General features: G+C 64.8%; 16 protein-coding genes. 8 read left to right on the top strand and 8 right to left on the bottom strand.

Annotation, left to right across the window (positions count from 1 at the left end; translation table 11 throughout):
* Positions 1-26: 26 nt before the first annotated feature.
* Positions 27-881 carry an SDR family oxidoreductase gene (locus tag CH271_RS05720; protein ID WP_037194477.1) on the bottom strand — a complete coding sequence of 285 codons (855 nt, stop codon included), beginning with the start codon at positions 879-881 and terminating at the stop codon, positions 27-29.
* Between the two features lie 113 nt (positions 882-994).
* On the opposite strand from CH271_RS05720, the gene CH271_RS05715 reads away from it, so the two are divergent.
* Complete coding sequence (locus CH271_RS05715; RefSeq protein WP_094632966.1) at positions 995-1,369, top strand: winged helix-turn-helix transcriptional regulator; 375 nt, start codon at positions 995-997, stop codon at positions 1,367-1,369.
* A 10-nt stretch (positions 1,370-1,379) separates the two neighbouring features.
* Here CH271_RS05715 and CH271_RS05710 read toward each other — a convergent pair whose 3' ends face one another.
* Complete coding sequence (locus tag CH271_RS05710; RefSeq protein ID WP_094632965.1) at positions 1,380-1,685, bottom strand: VOC family protein; 306 nt, start codon at positions 1,683-1,685, stop codon at positions 1,380-1,382.
* A gap of 209 nt (positions 1,686-1,894) precedes the next feature.
* Between CH271_RS05710 and CH271_RS05705 the strand changes: the two genes are divergently transcribed.
* A complete protein-coding gene (locus CH271_RS05705) occupies positions 1,895-2,374 on the top strand; it encodes a DUF6764 family protein (protein WP_037194474.1) in 480 nt (159 codons plus the stop codon).
* A gap of 342 nt (positions 2,375-2,716) precedes the next feature.
* Here CH271_RS05705 and CH271_RS05700 read toward each other — a convergent pair whose 3' ends face one another.
* The 3 genes from CH271_RS05700 to CH271_RS05690 form a co-directional block, all read right to left on the bottom strand.
* Positions 2,717-3,736, bottom strand: a complete 1,020-nt coding sequence (locus tag CH271_RS05700) for a hemolysin family protein (RefSeq protein ID WP_037194473.1) — start codon at positions 3,734-3,736, stop codon at positions 2,717-2,719.
* Complete coding sequence (locus CH271_RS05695) at positions 3,733-5,136, bottom strand: hemolysin family protein (protein ID WP_094632964.1); 1,404 nt, start codon at positions 5,134-5,136, stop codon at positions 3,733-3,735. The genes CH271_RS05700 and CH271_RS05695 overlap by 4 nt, the downstream gene beginning before the upstream one ends.
* A gap of 120 nt (positions 5,137-5,256) precedes the next feature.
* Complete coding sequence (locus CH271_RS05690; protein ID WP_230596414.1) at positions 5,257-5,691, bottom strand: universal stress protein; 435 nt, start codon at positions 5,689-5,691, stop codon at positions 5,257-5,259.
* 80 nt (positions 5,692-5,771) lie between these two features.
* Here CH271_RS05690 and CH271_RS05685 point away from each other — a divergent pair, with 80 nt between their 5' ends.
* The 3 genes from CH271_RS05685 to CH271_RS05675 are packed head-to-tail and all read left to right on the top strand — an operon-like array spanning position 5,772 to position 8,816.
* A complete protein-coding gene (locus CH271_RS05685; RefSeq protein WP_094632963.1) occupies positions 5,772-6,761 on the top strand; it encodes a Bug family tripartite tricarboxylate transporter substrate binding protein in 990 nt (329 codons plus the stop codon).
* Complete coding sequence (locus CH271_RS05680) at positions 6,758-7,294, top strand: tripartite tricarboxylate transporter TctB family protein (protein WP_094632962.1); 537 nt, start codon at positions 6,758-6,760, stop codon at positions 7,292-7,294. Before CH271_RS05685 ends, CH271_RS05680 begins: the two co-directional genes overlap by 4 nt.
* Positions 7,295-7,310: 16 nt before the next feature.
* On the top strand, positions 7,311-8,816 hold the full coding sequence (locus tag CH271_RS05675; protein WP_094632961.1) for a tripartite tricarboxylate transporter permease: 1,506 nt from the start codon (positions 7,311-7,313) through the stop codon (positions 8,814-8,816).
* Between the two features lie 69 nt (positions 8,817-8,885).
* Here CH271_RS05675 and CH271_RS05670 read toward each other — a convergent pair whose 3' ends face one another.
* The gene (locus CH271_RS05670; protein WP_094632960.1) at positions 8,886-9,959 is read right to left on the bottom strand and encodes an alkene reductase; all 1,074 of its coding nucleotides are present in this window, start codon (positions 9,957-9,959) and stop codon (positions 8,886-8,888) included.
* Between the two features lie 164 nt (positions 9,960-10,123).
* Positions 10,124-12,304 carry a glutamine synthetase III family protein gene (locus CH271_RS05665; RefSeq protein WP_094632959.1) on the bottom strand — a complete coding sequence of 727 codons (2,181 nt, stop codon included), beginning with the start codon at positions 12,302-12,304 and terminating at the stop codon, positions 10,124-10,126.
* Between the two features lie 191 nt (positions 12,305-12,495).
* Here CH271_RS05665 and CH271_RS05660 point away from each other — a divergent pair, with 191 nt between their 5' ends.
* Together CH271_RS05660 and CH271_RS05655 are read left to right on the top strand one after the other, a co-directional pair.
* The gene (locus CH271_RS05660; RefSeq protein WP_037194464.1) at positions 12,496-12,963 is read left to right on the top strand and encodes an SRPBCC domain-containing protein; all 468 of its coding nucleotides are present in this window, start codon (positions 12,496-12,498) and stop codon (positions 12,961-12,963) included.
* A 25-nt stretch (positions 12,964-12,988) separates the two neighbouring features.
* Complete coding sequence (locus tag CH271_RS05655) at positions 12,989-13,429, top strand: SRPBCC family protein (RefSeq protein WP_094632958.1); 441 nt, start codon at positions 12,989-12,991, stop codon at positions 13,427-13,429.
* Between the two features lie 4 nt (positions 13,430-13,433).
* On the opposite strand, the gene CH271_RS05650 is transcribed toward CH271_RS05655, so the two are convergent.
* The gene (locus CH271_RS05650; protein WP_094633185.1) at positions 13,434-14,255 is read right to left on the bottom strand and encodes a class I SAM-dependent methyltransferase; all 822 of its coding nucleotides are present in this window, start codon (positions 14,253-14,255) and stop codon (positions 13,434-13,436) included.
* Positions 14,256-14,458: 203 nt separating this feature from the next.
* On the opposite strand from CH271_RS05650, the gene CH271_RS05645 reads away from it, so the two are divergent.
* Positions 14,459-15,811: an MFS transporter gene (locus CH271_RS05645; protein ID WP_094632957.1), complete on the top strand. Its 1,353-nt coding sequence runs from the start codon at positions 14,459-14,461 to the stop codon at positions 15,809-15,811.
* Positions 15,812-15,872 lie beyond the last annotated feature (61 nt).

Here is a 15,872-nt window from a genome sequence, read left to right as displayed (position 1 = left end):
GCTACAAGTACCGCCCCCGGTGCCCGTCACACAGCGGCGCGGAGTACGTCTGCGACCGGGGTGGATGCACGACCGATCAGGGTTTGCAGGTCTCCGGAATCGGTATCCAGCTCGCCACGAGCGATTCCTGCGTCCGCGCTGGCCAACATGGTTGCCACGAAGTCGGGCAGTCCCGCGCCCTGAAGAATTGCGGCGTACTCGGACTCGGTGACGTCCTTGTAGACGATCGACTTGCCGGAGAGCTCGCCGATGACGGCCGCAAGCTCGGCGTAGGTGAGGCGTTCGTCGCCGCCGAGCTCGTAGATCTTTCCACCTTGATCGTCGAGTGTCAGTACGGCTGCGGCCGCGGCGGCGAAGTCGACGCGAGACGCGGCGGCGAGCTTGCCGTTGCCTGCCGCGCCGAGGAGCACCCCGCCCTCGATGGTCTGTGCGAGCGAACCGAGGTAGTTCTCCCAGTACCAGCCGTTGCGGAGAAATACCGCCGGAATGTCGGACGCGGCGAGGCGTTCCTCGGTGGCCTTGTGCTCGGGCGCGAGGCTCACTCCCGACGTGTCGGCGGCGAGCAGGCTGGTGTAGGCGATGAGGCCCACTCCGGCGGCCTCCGCTGCCTCGATCACGTTGATGTGCTGCGCAATTCGCTGGCCTACCTCCGAGCCCGAGACGAGCAGCAGCTTGTCGACGCCCGCGAGAGCCGCCGTCATCGCGGCGGAATCGGAGTAGTCGGCGACCCGAACCACGACGCCGCGCTCGGCCAGCGACGAGGCCTTGTCTGCGTTTCGGACGACCGCCACGATGTCGGCGGGTGCGACGCCACGCTCGATGAGTGCGTCGACGACGAGTCCGCCGAGGTTGCCCGTTGCTCCGGTTACCGCTGTGGTCATGATCGAACTCCTGAGGTTGAGGTTTCAAGTACTCACTCACTATGCACTTACCTTTCGTGCAGTGCAACCCTTCACATCATCACTCACTCTTTTGCATGCGCTAGCATGGCGATATGCCAGAGCCCACGGAATCACTCGAAGCATCCGTCTTCGCGCGTGACTGTGCGTCGAGGCAGACATTGCAGAACGCCACCAGCAGGTGGGGTGTGCTCGCGCTCGCCGCCCTCACCGAGGGCGACTACCGATTCAATGCGTTACGCCGACGGGTCGACGGCGTCAGCGAGCGCATGCTCTCGCAGACCCTGCAGACCCTCGAGCGGGACGGCCTCGTGGTGCGCACCGTGCAGGGAACCATCCCACCGAAGGTGGAGTACAGCCTCACTCCGCTGGGCCGCGACGTCGGCACCCGATTGACCGGTCTCATCGAACTCATCGAGGGCAACATGCCTGCCGTTCTCGAATCACGCGCCGAACACGACGCCCGCTGATCGGCCGGGCTCACGCGGGAGGCGTCACCAGGCACCACTCGTTGCCTTCGGGGTCGTGGAGCACCTGAAAGGTTCCCGCCGCGTCGGAGTGTCGGTCGCCGAGCACCCTCGCGCCCAGTGCCACAGCCTGCCCGACGGCACGGTCGATATCCGATACATCGACGTCGAGATGGAGCCGGTTCTTGCCGGCCTTGCCCTCCGGGACTCGCTGAAATGCCAACCGAGTGAACCCTGGGACGTCGACGAAATGCCACGACTCGTCGCGCACCCTCGGCTCTCGGCAGTCGAAAACGACCTCGTCGATGCGTCCGATCATGGCCTCATCGTAGGGACCGAGAACATCACCCGGTTGCGTTATCTCAGCGTTACTTTACCGAGACGCTTTCGAGATCCTGATGAACCCGCGCCGCGCCCGGGCAGGTCGAGACTCGAAGCCAGGACGTGCGGGCCGTCCGCAACCTCGGCCCGGCGACCGACACGCTCGGCACACCGGTGCCGACGCACTGATCTGGGGAGGCATTCACCATGTTCCACACCAAGAGGATTGTCGGCGGAGCGGCAGCATTCGGATTCGCCTGCGCGTTCGCAGCACTGGTACCCGGCACCGCATCCGCAGCACCGGTCGCCTGCACCACCGCACCCGGAGGGGCCGACGTCGCTGCGCTCGTCGGAGGATCGCAGTGCGACAGCTCCGCGGACGTCGCAAGTGCTGCGGCCGGCCTCGGCCTCGAGGGGTGGGGTTCGGCCGAGGCGATGAACAACGCAGCCGCCCTGGCACTCGGACTGAACGGTGGAACCGCAGTCAGCAACGGCAGTTTCGGTGGTGCGCCTGCAGCGATCGCCTTCGGCCCCGGTGCCGTCGCGCAGAACACCGCAGCCGGCCTCGGGCTCTCCATCGCGGTGGCAGCACCGGGCTCCACCATCACCCTCACCCCGACCGGCGCGGTGTGCGACGGTGCCGGAATTGCCGGCAGCTTCACCACTCTGCAGGGCTGCATCGGCTGACGCGCGCTACGGGGGGGCTCCGCGCAACGGAGTGCGCCGAGTGGGCGATATGGGTGTCACCGAAGGCCGCGTGATCTACAGTCTCAATGACCTACAGTCTCGGTCACCCACAGTCTCGGAACGCGGGCCGGCAACGACCCGCTGAACAAGGAGTTCGACGGCAATGATGTCCTACCTGCTCTACGACGTTCTGCTCCCCCAACTCGGCCACGACGTCGCGTCGTACTGGGCGCACCTGCTCGTTGTCGCCCCGGTCTGAGTTCTGAGGCCGGACACGACAAAGGCATCCCCGCTCGGCCACGCAGGCCGGGCGGGGATGCCTCGTTCGAAACCGGAATCGAATCAGACCGGTTGGGGCAACAGTCGGGTCAGCACATCGGAGAGAGTCACGACGCCGACGCTGCGCGCCGGATCGTCCGCCGCCGCCGAACCGTCGACCACCAGGGCCAGATGATGCCGGGTCTCGCGCATCGACTGCAGGGCAACGTATACCGGCGTCGTCGCCTCGAGCGTGTATGCCGGACGCGTGATCTCGGCGAGAGTCTGCGGAGCGGTCAACGTATCGCGCACGTGCACCACTCCCTTGACCACGTCGGCGTCGCTGACCAGGATCCGCAGATGCCCCGAGCGACGCGAGGCTTCGCGCACGTCGTCGATGGTGGCCGTCGACGGTACCGACGTGGGCTTGCCGAACTGGCGCACCAGGTCGCCGACGGTCAGTTCCTGCAGTTCGAGCGCACTCGAGATCTGCGCCTGGTAGCTGGCGTCGAGAGCACCGACGTTCACCGAATGCTCCACCAGCTGACGTAGATCGTCGGCGTTCTGGCCGGTACCCACGGTGTCGGCCGGCTCGACGCCGACCCGCCGCAGGCACCAGTTCGCCATGTTGTTCAGTGCCGTCAGAACCGGACGGGTGAGAAACATGAACCCGCGCATCGGGATTGCGAGCATCGTCGCCGACTTCTCCGGATGGGCGATGGCCCAGGACTTCGGAGCCATCTCACCGACCACCAGGTGCAGGAAGGTGACGACGATCAGCGCGAGCACGAAGCCGAGAACGTCGGCGAACCAGTACGGCAGGCCGCCGCTCTCGAACAGCGGAGTGAGCCAGTAGTGCACGGCCGGCTTCGTCGTTGCGCCGAGGCCGAGGGTGCAGACCGTGATGCCGAGTTGTGAGCCGGCGAGCAGGACGGTCAGCTCGGACGAGCTGCGCAGCGCGGCACGCGCAGAGCGCGAATTGGGAGCCGCGTCTTCGAGCCGATGCCGCTTGGCGGCCAACAGCGCGAACTCGACGGCCACGAAGAACGCACTGGCAGCGATGAGGCCGATCGTGACGGCCAGGAAGACCCAGATGTTGCTCATCGGTGCACACTTTCCTTCGTCTCGGCCGACTCGTCGTCGTGCTCGGGGTCACGCTCGCCGAGCGTCAGAGTCAGCAGGGACGGGACGTGGCTGTCGATCTCCTCGATCTCGAGGATCACGAAGCGAACGGGACTCTCCTCGTCGTTCGCCAGATCGGCGTTGTCCGGTGGTAGGTCCACTTCGATCCGTTCCCCGACGTCGGGGAGAGATCCGTTGTGCGCGATGGCAAAACCGGCGATGGTCTCGTAATCGCCCTCGGGCAGATCGATACCGATGGCGCGTTCGACCTCGTCGACGTGCACCTCACCGGCCATGGTCCAGCTGCCGTCGTCGGCACTGACCGGGCTCGGGTCGGACAGGTCGTCGTCGTGCTCGTCGGTGATCTCGCCGACCAGTTCCTCGGCCAGGTCCTCGATCGTGATGACGCCGGTCAGACCGCCGTATTCGTCGATCACACAAGCCAATTGGTTCCTCGTCGAGCGCAACTCGCGCATCGCGTCGGGCAGGCTCTGGATCTCCGGGAGGATCAGCGCGTCACGCGTGAGCTCGGAGATCGGCGTGGAACCCGGCACCGTCGCGGACAGGACGTCCGCGAGATGCACGACGCCGACGATGCCGTCGTCCTCGTCGAGCACCGGGTACCGGGAATGCTCCTGACCCATCAGTGCCGCGACCTCGGCGAGAGTGTCGGTGTCTCGGACCGTGGCCGAACGCGAGCGCGGGATCATCGCGTGTTCGACTGTGCGCGTGGGGAAGTCGAGGATGCGGTCGAGCAGTGTCGACAGCTCGTCGGGCAGATCACCGGTCTCGCGCGAGTCCGAGACGATGTGCTCGAGGTCGCGCAGGCTGGCCGAATGCTCCACATCGTGCACCGGTTCGATCTTGAGCGCCTTGAGCAACAGGTTCGACGACTGGTCGAAAATGGTGATCAACCAGCCGAAGAGCTTGAGATAGATGGTCGTCGACAGCGACAACCATCGAGCCACCGGCTCGGGCCGGGCGATGGCGAAGTTCTTCGGGAACAGTTCACCGAAGAGCATCTGCACGAACGTCGCGAACGTGATCGCCAGAACGGCACCCAGGCCGACACCGACGGCCGTCGGCACTCCGACGCCGCCCAGTATCGCGCCGAACGACTGACCGATCAGCGGTTCGGCGACGTAGCCGACCAGCAGGCCGGTGACCGTGATGCCCAGCTGAGCACCGGACAGCATGAACGACGTGCGTTTGGTGACGGTCAACGTACGAGCTGCGACGGCGTCACCGGCCTCGGCGCGAGCCTTGAGCCGGGACCGGTCGACGGTCATGTACGCGAATTCCTGGGCTACGAAGTAGCCGGTCGCGACGGTGATGAGGAAAACGACGAGCAGGCCGAGCAGAAGAGTGAGCAGAACGCTCATTCGCCGGACACCGCCTCGCACGTAGTAGCTGTGGTGCGGGGGGCCGTGTCCGGCCCGGGTTTATCGCTGTCCATGATTCCTCGGGGTCGTATGGAGTGAAGTTTGTCCGATACTACCGGGTCACGGCGCCTTCACGACGAGTACGGGAACCGGGCAGTCCAGGAGCACCCGCTGCACGGTGCTGCCCATCAGAAACTTGCCCACCGCGGAACGACGCTTGGAGCCGATCACGACCATGCCCGCACCGACGTCTGCGACGAGGTCGACCAGAGCGCCGGCCGGGTCGCCGCCGTCGGGTTCGACGCGCACGGTGGTCGCGATCCCCGGCAGTGTTCGCTCGACCTCCGCCTGCGCCGAATTGCGATCGTCCGCGGACACCGAATCTCGGTCCACCACGGACAACACGATCAACGGGGCCTGACGCAGCTCGGCCTCGGCGGCACCGCGGCGCAACGCTTCCTGACCCTCCGGTGTGTTGCTCATCGCTACTGCCACTGCGCTCGCTACCGACACGTTCTCTCCCGTTGCTCGTTGCTCGTATCCACCGAGGATCACCCTCGGAGAGTTGTGAACTGGACTAATCGGACAAACTGTATCTAACCTGACGCTGTGACACACCACACGAAAGGTCTCTGATGGCGATACCGCCCACGTTGCTTCGAACAGTCGGTGCCCTGGCGGTGGTGGGAGCGGTGACCGTGGCGGGAATCGACGCCGCTCGCAGTGCCAGCGGCTCCGATGCCCGAGCCAAACTGACACTGATCGCTCCGGCTGCCGCGGGCGGCGGCTGGGATCTGGTCGCCCGTGAATCGCAGCAGGCGCTGCGCAGCGACGGCATCGTCAACAACGCCCAGGTCGTCAACGTTCCCGGTGCAGGCGGCACCATCGGCCTGAGCCAACTCGAGAACCTCAGCGGGCAGCCCACCACCGTCATGATCACCGGCACCGTCATGCTCGGCGGTATCGCGATCAACAACTCCGAGACCACCCTTGCCGACACCGTCCCGATCGCCAAACTCGCCGAGGACTTCGAAGTGTTCGTCGTCCCGAAGGACTCGCCGATCCAGAACCTCGAGGACATGATCGAGGCCTGGCGCGCCAACCCCGGAGGCCTCCCGATCGGCGGCGGTTCACTCGGCGGCATCGACCACATCGTGGCCGGCCAGTTGGCACAGGAAGCCGACATCGACCCGGCCGCAATCAATTACATCGCCTACTCCGGCGGCGGCGAGGTACTGACGTCGCTGCTGTCGAACACCGTCGGCGTCGCGGTCAGTGGGTTCAACGACTTCCGCGACCAGATCGAGGCGGGCAACGTGCGTGCACTCGCAGTGGCCGCGCCCGAGCCGCTCGAGGGATTCGACGTGGACACGTTCATCGAACAGGGTTACAACGTCGACCTCGTCAACTGGCGCGGAATCGTTGCGCCCCCGGGGATCTCGGACGAGGACCGACAGACGCTCGTCGACATCGTCACCGAGATGGTCGAGACCGAGCAATGGGCGACGGCCGTCGAGCGCAACCGCTGGAAGGAATCCGTTCTGACCGGAGACGAATTCGGAGAATTCCTCGACGTCGAGCAGACACGCATCACCGGAATTCTCGAGGAGTTGGGGCTGGTATGACAACAACGACCACCGACACGGACACCGGTACGTCCCGATCGTTCTGGACGGGCCGTAGCGGATTGATCGTTCCGGCACTTCTCGTCGCACTCGGAGCCTTCCTGGTATACGGAACCGTCACGATGCAGGTTCCACCCACCGCCACATCACCTGGCCCGCAGGTCTTTCCGGCCATCGTTGCAGGCGGCTGCTTCATCGTCGCCCTACTGGTCACCATTCAACTGTTGATCAAGCCCGACGCCGTCGACCGCGGTGTCGACGCCGACGGCGTGCCGCACACCGGCACCGTCAGCAACTGGCGCACACTGTCGATCACCGTCGGATCGGTGGCCCTGTTCATCGCCCTGCTCGACCCGCTCGGCTGGGTACTTGCCGGAGCGTTGCTGTTCTGGGGCGTCTCGATCGGATTGGGTGGTCGCCGTTACGTGTTCGACGCGGCAGTCGCACTGCTGGTCTCGAGCACCGTCCAGATCGTATTCTCCGCGGGCCTCGGCCTGACCTTGCCCGGCGGCGTTCTCGCCCAGATCTTCTGACGGAGCTGAATTTCCGATGGATTCATTGAGTAATCTTCTCGACGGGTTCGGCACCGCGCTGACTCCGATGAACCTGGTGTGGGTATTCGTCGGCGCGTTGCTCGGCACCGCTGTGGGCGTGCTGCCCGGTCTCGGCTCTGCCATGGCGGTGGCCCTGCTGCTGCCGGTCACCTTCACTCTCGACCCCACCGCTGCCCTGATCATGTTCGCCGGAGTGTATTTCGGCGGCCTGTTCGGCGATTCCATCTCGGGCATCCTGATGAACACCCCCGGCAACAGCACCGCCATCGCCGGTACGTTCGAGGGACATCGAATGGCCAAGAACGGCCGCGCCCCACAGGCTTTGGCGACTTCGGCCATCGCGTCGTTCATCGGTGGCATGATCGCCACGACCCTGGTCGTGTTCTTCGCCCCGACGCTTGCGGCGCTGGCGACCAACTTCGGACCCGCCGAATATCTCGCACTCGCGGTGTTCGCGTTCATCGCCACCTCGGCGGTGGTCTCGGATTCCGCCCTCAAAGGTCTGACCGCCCTGCTCATCGGCCTCACCCTCGCGGTGATCGGTATCGACGGACCCTCGGGCGCTTCACGATTCACCTTCGAGGTGCCGGCCCTGTTCGACGGCATCCACATCGTCGTCATCACCGTGGCGATGCTCGCTCTCGGTGAGGTCATCCACATCGCGTCGAAGATCGGCCGGCCCGAGGATCGTTCGTTGATCAAGTCGCAGGGACGACCGTGGCTGAGCAAGGCGGAGTTCCGCGAAGCACTCCCGGCCTGGCTGCGCGGGACGGCATTCGGCGTGCCGTTCGGCGTCATACCAGCGGGCGGCGCCGAGGTGCCGAGCTTCCTGGCCTACGGCACCGAGCGTCGGCTCGATCGTAAACGCGAGAAGCCGATGTTCGGCAAGGGCGCCATTCGTGGCGTGGCAGGACCCGAGGCGGCCGGAAACTCCACGGCCGGTACGGCCATGGGCGCATTGCTGGCGTTGGGTCTACCGACGTCTGCCACGGCGGCGATCATGCTCGCAGCGTTCCAGCAGTACGGTATGCAACCCGGACCGCTCCTGTTCGAGCGCAGCGGCGACATCGTCTGGGCCCTGCTGGCCAGCCTCTTCCTGGCGATGATCGTGTTGCTGATCCTCAACCTGCCGTTCGCACCGTTGTGGGCCCAGCTGCTGAAGATCCCGAAGAACTACCTCTACGCAGGCATCTCGGTGTTCGCCGCCCTCGGCGTCTACGCGTCGAGTGCGTCGATCGTGGACCTGATGTTCATGCTCGGGCTCGGCATCATCGGATTCATGATGCGGCGCTACGAGATTCCGCTCGCACCGGTGCTGATCGCCGTGATCCTCGGCCCGCTCGCCGAGGAATCGCTTCGACGCGCACTGGCCGTCAGCGAGGGCGACCCGTCGATCCTCGTCAGCAGCGGCATCACCATCGTGCTGTACGCACTGATGATCATCGCCGTGGTGTTCTCGATCGTCAGCAAGGTCCGCGCCCGCAAGACCGCTGACTTCTGAGTGCGCTCCGCGCAGTGGTGTGGCTAAGTGCCCTCCGGGGCACGTGAACCACACCACTGCGAAGCACTCTCAGTGCTGCAGAGCCGGGTAATCCGTGTAGCCCTTGGCACCATCGGTGTAGAAAGTGCTCGGATCCGGCTCGTTCAGGGGCAGATCCTCGCGCCAGCGGTAGGCAAGATCGGGGTTGGCGATCGCCGGACGGCCGACGACGACTGCGTCACCGATGCCGTTGTCGAGCAGCGACAGCGCCTCGTCGCGGTTGGTGATCTCACCGAAGCCACTGTTGACCAGTACGGCACCACCGAAGGCCTGCCGCAGGTCCTGAACCAGCTCGCCGGCCGGATCCTTGTGCAACACGCTCAGATACGCCAGCCCCAACGGTGCGATTCGGTCGACCAACGCACGGTAGGTGGCACGCACGTCGTCGGAATCCGTCTCCAGCGCATCCTGAATGTTGTGCGCCGGTGAGATTCGAATGCCCACCTTGCCTGCGCCCAGGGCTGCGACCACTGCCTCGACGACCTCGGCGACGAAACGCGCCCGGTTCTCGGGCGAGCCGCCGTACTTGTCGTCGCGCTGGTTCGATGCGGGCGAGAGGAACTCGTGCAACAGGTATCCGTTGGCACCGTGAATCTCGACGCCGTCCATGCCGGCCGCGATCGCGTTCTTCGACGCCTGCACGAAGTCCTCGATCACCGACGGCAACTCGTCCTCACGCAACGCGCGCGGGGTGGGGTACGCCTTCTTGCCCTCGTACGTGTGGGTCTCGCCGTCGATGGCAATCGCACTGGGTCCGACGACCTCACGGCCACCCGTCGTCGCCTCGTGCGTGACCCGACCCGCGTGCATGACCTGCGCGACGATCAGTCCGCCGTCGGCATGCACCGCGTCGGCGACGTTGCGCCAACCCTCGATCTGCTCGTCCGTGACCAGACCGGGCTGACCGGGGAAGCCCTGGCCTGCATGGCTCGGGTAGGTGCCCTCGCTGACGATCAGGCCGAGGGACGCGCGCTGCTTGTAGTGCTCGACCACCAGTGGGCCCGGCACGCCGTCCTGACCGGACCGAACCCGCGTGAGCGGGGCCATCACCAAACGGTTGTCGAGCTTCAGGTCACCGAGCTCCAACGGGGAAAACAACTTCATGGATCTCTCTCCTCACGAGTGCGTGCACAGTCTTTGCCACTGTCCACTCCGAACCCGAAAGATCCACCTAGCTATTCCGCCTCGAGATATTGCTCACGCCGAAAACAACAGTGGTGTGGATAAGTGCCGCCTGAGGCACTTATCCACACCACTGCCGAAGGCACTCAGAGGATGTAGAGCATCTCCTGATAAGTAGGCAGCGGCCAGAGATCGTCCGCCACCATTGCTTCCAGGGTGTCCGCTGCGGAACGAACGGCGGCCATCGCAGGCAGCAGCTCGTCCTTGGCGTGGGTGGCCTCCGCGAGGGCCTCGCCGCCGGGGTCGGCTTCGAGAGCGGCTTTCAACGTCGCCAACGCTGCGCGCAGCTCCGACAGTGGAGCCGACACAGCCTGCAGCGCAGTCATGTCCACGTCGTCGACGCCTGCGCCCTTGAGCGCACTGACGTTCTGCGCCAACTCGGTCTGGTAGCGCACCGCAGCGGGCAGGATGGACGTCTGACCCATCTCCAGCGTCAGACGCGCCTCGACGAACACGGTCAGCGCGTACTGCTCGAGCCCGATCTCGTAGCGGGAGTGCATCTCTCGGTGGTTGAAGACCTTGTACTTCTCGAACAGTTCCATAGCCGAATCCGAGATCAGCTCGGGCAATGCGTCGAGCGTCGTACGCAGGTTCGGTAGGCCGCGTGCCTCGGCCTCGATCTGCCAGTTGTCGGAGTAGCCGTCGCCGTTGAACACCACCGCGCCGTGTTCGGTGATGATCTCCGTCAACAGGTTCTGCACGGCCGTGTCGAAATCGGTGCCGTCGGCGACGGCCGCTTCGAGGTTGGTCGCCATGTAGTCGAGAGCCTCGGCCATGATCGTGTTGATCGTGACCATCGGGCCGTTGACCGTCTGCATCGAACCGGGGGCGCGGAACTCGAACCTGTTGCCGGTGAAGGCGAACGGGCTGGTTCGGTTGCGGTCGCCGGGATCGGTCGGCAGCACGGGCAGGGTGTCGGCACCGATCATCATGGTGCCCTTGCCCTTCGACGACGTGGCCGCACCCTTGGCGATCTGGTCGAACACGTCGGCGAGCTGATCGCCGAGGAAGATCGAGATGATCGCGGGCGGAGCCTCGTTGGCACCGAGGCGGTGATCGTTGGTCGCCGACGCCACCGAGGCGCGCAGCAGACCGCCGTACTTGTGCACCGCGCGGATGACGGCGGCACAGAAGACGAGGAACTGCGCGTTGTCGTGTGGGTTGTCGCCGGGAACCAGCAGCGATCCCAGGTCGGAGTTACCGAGGGAGAAGTTGACGTGCTTGCCGGAGCCGTTGACACCCTCGAAGGGCTTCTCGTGGAACAGGCACTCCATGCCGTGTTTCTTGGCGATGGTCTTGAACGTCGTCATCAACAGTTGCTGGTGATCGGCTGCGATGTTTCCGCGCTCGAACATCGGGGCGATCTCGAACTGTCCTGGTGCGACCTCGTTGTGCCGGGTCTTGGCCGGGATGCCGAGCTTGAACAGCTCGCGTTCGGTGTCCATCATGAAGCCGAGGACACGCTCGGGGATGGCTCCGAAATAGTGGTCGTCGAATTCCTGACCCTTGGGCGGCTTCGAGCCGAACAGGGTGCGACCGGCGTTGAGCAGGTCGGGACGGGCAAGGAAGAAGTGTCGGTCGACGAGGAAGTACTCCTGCTCCGGACCACAGAACGAGACGATGTTCTCGATGTTCTCGTGCCCGAACAACTTCAGTATGCGCTCGGCATGTCCGCCCATCGCCTGCTGCGAACGCAACAACGGCGTCTTGTGGTCGAGGGCCTCACCGGTCATCGAGACGAACACCGTCGGGATGCACAGGGTGTTGCCGTTCGGGTTCTCGAGCACGTACGCCGGGCTGGTGACGTCCCAACCGGTGTATCCGCGCGCCTCGAACGTGTTGCGCAGGCCGCCGTTGGGGAAGCTCGAGGCGTCGGGCTCGCCCTGGATCAACGTCTTGCCCGCGAATTCGGCGAGCGCGCTGCCGTCACCGACCGGATCGAAGAAGCTGTCGTGCTTCTCGGCCGTCAGTCCGGTGAGCGGGTAGAAGACGTGCGCGTAGTGCGTCGCACCCTTCTCGAGAGCCCAGTCCTTCATCGCGGACGCGACCGCGTCGGCGACCATGGGATCGAGCTTCTTGCCCTTGTCGATCGTCGCCATCACGGACTTGAAGACCGATTTGGGCAGACGCTTCTGCATGACGACCTTGCTGAAGACGTTCTCACCGAAGATCTCGCCCGGCTTCTCGTCTCCGACGAAGCTGACCGCAGGCGGCACATACGCCTCGACGTCTTTGATCGCCTGCAGGCGTACGGTATTTCCACTCATGGCTACCCCTTGACAAGGTGCTGCTCCACAGCTGGATTTTGCGGAGTCCGACCCGGCGACTGTACGAACGCGACGTGGCGGTCGTGTTTCGTCGTTGTGTCCACTGCGAGGCAAAAACGGCGATCGGAGTTTCTTTCCCCGCAGACGGGGGTAACTCCATAGCCAGCATAAACAACTGAAAGGCGTGTTCCATGACCGACGAGTTGACCGTTCGGCGCGTGATCGACGCTCCCCCCGCCTCCGTGTTCACCGCCCTCGCCAACCCCGAGGTCCAGGCAGCAGTCGACGGCTCGGAAATGCTGCGTGGGGCGATCGACCCGACGCCGCTGAGTGCGGTGGGCGATACCTTCGCGATGGACATGTATCAGCCGGAAATCGGCGAGTACGTCATGGAGAACACCTTGTTCGTGTTCGAGCAGGATCGACGCATCGGTTGGATTCCCAATCGCCAGGGCATGGAACCTCGTGGCACGCGGTGGTCCTGGGAGCTCGAGGAGGTCGCCGACGACCGGACAGCGCTCACGCAGGTGTACGACTGGTCGCGCGTCACCGACCCCGAGTTCCGCAAGATGGCCGGGTTTCCGCGGGTGACCGAGGACCAGATCGTCGGCACCATGCGCCGGCTCGCCGACCATCTCGGCGTTCCACTCGAAGACTGAACCTCAACGGCAGGAAAGAACTCTCATGGTCGACGTCACCCGCACCTTCACCGCCGCTGTTCCGTTGGAGAAGGCGGCCGCGTTTCTTCGCGACTTCTCCAATGCGCCGTCGTGGGATCCCGGAACCCAGAGCTGCACCCAGATTTCGGACGGACCGGTCGCCGTCGGAACGCAGTGGCACAACGTCTCGAAGCTGTTCGGTATCACCACTGAGCTGACCTACACGTTGGTCACGGACGAGCCTGGCCACATCGTGCTCGAAGGCGAGAACAAAACGGCCACCAGCGTCGACGACATCACGCTGACGGCGGAAGGTGACCAATCGACGCGGATCGACTACCACGCGCAGATCGAGTTCAACGGTGCTGCCAAGGTGGCCGGCCCGTTCCTGAAGGCGGGCTTCGAGGCGAAAGTCGCGCCGGACACCGTGGAGAAGATGACCGAGGCGCTCGAGCGACTGAGCTGACGCCCTACGTACGTGCGACGACGGTGAAGTTGTCCGCCGAGCTCGCCTGGACGTCGGGTGCCACGATCGAACCGTCGTCGGCGAAGATCTCGGAGATGGTGAACCCGGCATCGGTCACCAGTCGTCGCACGTCCGCCACAGTGGTGAAGTGCATGAACGGAGCGAAGTCGTGCGCGGCGAGCGGAGCGACCGCCCACGTTCCGCGATCGACTACTCGAGAACGCGCAGACCACCAATTGGCAACGCTGCGAACGACTCCGGTGGGATCGAGCAGTCGCCTACCGATGGCCGTCACGACGCGTCGGGGTGAGAACGTGAACCGTTGGGTCGGTCTGCTCAACTGAAACGGCGTCTCCCCGAACGACGGTCCGTTGCGGTTGAGAGTGGAGAACACCAGGATTCCGGACTCACCGAGAACTCGGCGAAACTCTTTCAGTACCCGAACTCGTTCGTCGTGGGTCACGGTGTCGATTCCGTTGTTGCTGAACACGATCAGACCGAATTCGCCGTCGGAGAAGTCCGCCAGATCACGCGCGTCGGCCACGTGCGCCTGCAGGTCGGGGAAATTCCGACGAAAGGCGTCGACCATGGTGGGTGCGTAGTCGATGGCAACGTAGCGGTCGCTGATCAGCCGTAGTAACGCCGTGGTTCGGCCACTGCCGACCCCCACGTCCAGTACCGGCGTTCCGCGAGCAACCGACGCAGCCGCGACCAGGGCGGCCGCCTCCCCACGGTCGAGAAACCCATCGGTCGGACCCGCATACTCCACATACGCAGCGGTCACCCGTGCGCTGTCGAACACGTCTCGATTGTGGTCTATGGACACGCGATCACCTCCGCTTCCCACACCGCTGACACAAGCGTCCCGCCCCTGTGCCCAGACGGTACCGGCGAACCCTGAGGTGCGCCTGAGGTCCCGTGCGTCCGCCACACCCCCATCCGGGGGTATTCGTGGGGTGACTCGGATCACTACCGTTCCTCGCATTCGGTATCGCACATTCGCCCGATACCCGACAAAACGGAGGAACCATGACCACTGTCTCACCCGACGACCCGGGTGTGTCCGCACCGACGCCACCTGCGGTGCAGACCAAGACCAGTGTTCGACGGGTCGCTGTCGCCAGTGGCATCGGCACGACGATCGAGTTCTACGACTTCTTCATCTACGGCACCGCAGCCGCGCTGGTCTTCCCGACGATCTTCTTTCCGGCCCTCGGCTCCACCGCGGGCACTGTGGCCTCGTTCGCGACGTTCGCGGTCGCGTTCATCGCCAGGCCCGTCGGTGCAGTCCTGTTCGGACACTTCGGTGACCGCATCGGTCGCAAGAAGACCCTGATCTCGACGCTGCTGCTGATGGGGGTGTCCACGTTCGCCATCGGTCTGCTGCCCGGCGCGGAGACGATCGGCGTGGCCGCGCCGATCATCCTGGTACTGCTCAGGTTCGGGCAAGGGTTCGCGGTCGGTGGCGAATGGGCGGGCGCAACCCTGCTCACGGCCGAATACGCACCGCCCGGCAAACGCGGCTTCTACGCGATGTTCCCCCAGCTGGGACCGTCGGCTGCCTTCATCTTCTCCAGCGCGACGTTCCTCGCGACGGGACTGCTGCTCGGCGATACCAACGAGACGTTCCTGAACTACGGTTGGCGAATCCCGTTCCTGCTCAGCGCCGTCCTGGTGCTCATCGGCCTCTACATGCGGTTGGCCATCGAGGAGACCCCGGTCTTTCGGGCCAACAAGCTCGCCGAGGAGCAGGCACCGGCGAACGCGGCACCGACGAAACTGCCGATCTTCGACGCCTGGCGCATCCAGAAGCGCGAAATCATCACTGCCGCAGGCGCATTGGCATCGCTGTTCGCCTTCTTCTACATGGGGACCGCGTATCTGACGAGCTATGGCACCAAGACACTCGGGTTCGACCGCCCCTTCGTGTTGATCACCGGAATCGGTGCCGCAGTCATCTTCGGCGTCGCCATCGCAGTCTCGGCAACCTACTCCGATCGTGTCGGCCGACGCCGAGTCATCATGGGGGCGTGCATCATCGCGGTACCGTGGTCGATCGCACTGTTCCCCGTCCTCGACACCGGATCACCCGCAGCATTCGTGATCGGCATGTGCGTCACGCTCGCCATCTTCGGAGTTGCCTACGGACCGACCGGAGCCCTGCTTCCCGAGCTGTTCCAGACCCGATTCCGTTACACCGGAGCAGGTTTGGGTTACAACCTCGCCGGAGTTCTCGGTGGCGCGATTCCGCCCATGCTCGCCGCGCCGCTCACGGCTGCATTCGGCAGCATCTCCATCGGCGTCATGCTGGCCCTGCTGTCGGTACTCAGTCTGGTGTGTACCAAGCGGTTGATCGAGACCAAGGACGTCGACATGACCTGATCCACCGCGAAAGAACCGCAACAACGACGAACCGCGGCCACCCGATGATCGGGTGGCCGCG

It is taken from the genome of Rhodococcus sp. 05-340-2, assembly GCF_002258915.1.
GTDB lineage: Bacteria > Actinomycetota > Actinomycetes > Mycobacteriales > Mycobacteriaceae > Rhodococcoides.
This window is presented reverse-complemented; position numbering and strand designations above follow the sequence as displayed.

Coding starts and splice junctions, on each gene's coding strand:
- CH271_RS05720 (WP_037194477.1), bottom strand. CDS start 881: ATGACCACAGCGGTAACCGGAGCAACGGGCAACCTCGGCGGACTCGTC.
- CH271_RS05715 (WP_094632966.1), top strand. CDS start 995: ATGCCAGAGCCCACGGAATCACTCGAAGCATCCGTCTTCGCGCGTGAC.
- CH271_RS05710 (WP_094632965.1), bottom strand. CDS start 1,685: ATGATCGGACGCATCGACGAGGTCGTTTTCGACTGCCGAGAGCCGAGG.
- CH271_RS05705 (WP_037194474.1), top strand. CDS start 1,895: ATGTTCCACACCAAGAGGATTGTCGGCGGAGCGGCAGCATTCGGATTC.
- CH271_RS05700 (WP_037194473.1), bottom strand. CDS start 3,736: ATGAGCAACATCTGGGTCTTCCTGGCCGTCACGATCGGCCTCATCGCT.
- CH271_RS05695 (WP_094632964.1), bottom strand. CDS start 5,136: ATGAGCGTTCTGCTCACTCTTCTGCTCGGCCTGCTCGTCGTTTTCCTC.
- CH271_RS05685 (WP_094632963.1), top strand. CDS start 5,772: ATGGCGATACCGCCCACGTTGCTTCGAACAGTCGGTGCCCTGGCGGTG.
- CH271_RS05680 (WP_094632962.1), top strand. CDS start 6,758: ATGACAACAACGACCACCGACACGGACACCGGTACGTCCCGATCGTTC.
- CH271_RS05675 (WP_094632961.1), top strand. CDS start 7,311: ATGGATTCATTGAGTAATCTTCTCGACGGGTTCGGCACCGCGCTGACT.
- CH271_RS05670 (WP_094632960.1), bottom strand. CDS start 9,959: ATGAAGTTGTTTTCCCCGTTGGAGCTCGGTGACCTGAAGCTCGACAAC.
- CH271_RS05665 (WP_094632959.1), bottom strand. CDS start 12,304: ATGAGTGGAAATACCGTACGCCTGCAGGCGATCAAAGACGTCGAGGCG.
- CH271_RS05660 (WP_037194464.1), top strand. CDS start 12,496: ATGACCGACGAGTTGACCGTTCGGCGCGTGATCGACGCTCCCCCCGCC.
- CH271_RS05655 (WP_094632958.1), top strand. CDS start 12,989: ATGGTCGACGTCACCCGCACCTTCACCGCCGCTGTTCCGTTGGAGAAG.
- CH271_RS05645 (WP_094632957.1), top strand. CDS start 14,459: ATGACCACTGTCTCACCCGACGACCCGGGTGTGTCCGCACCGACGCCA.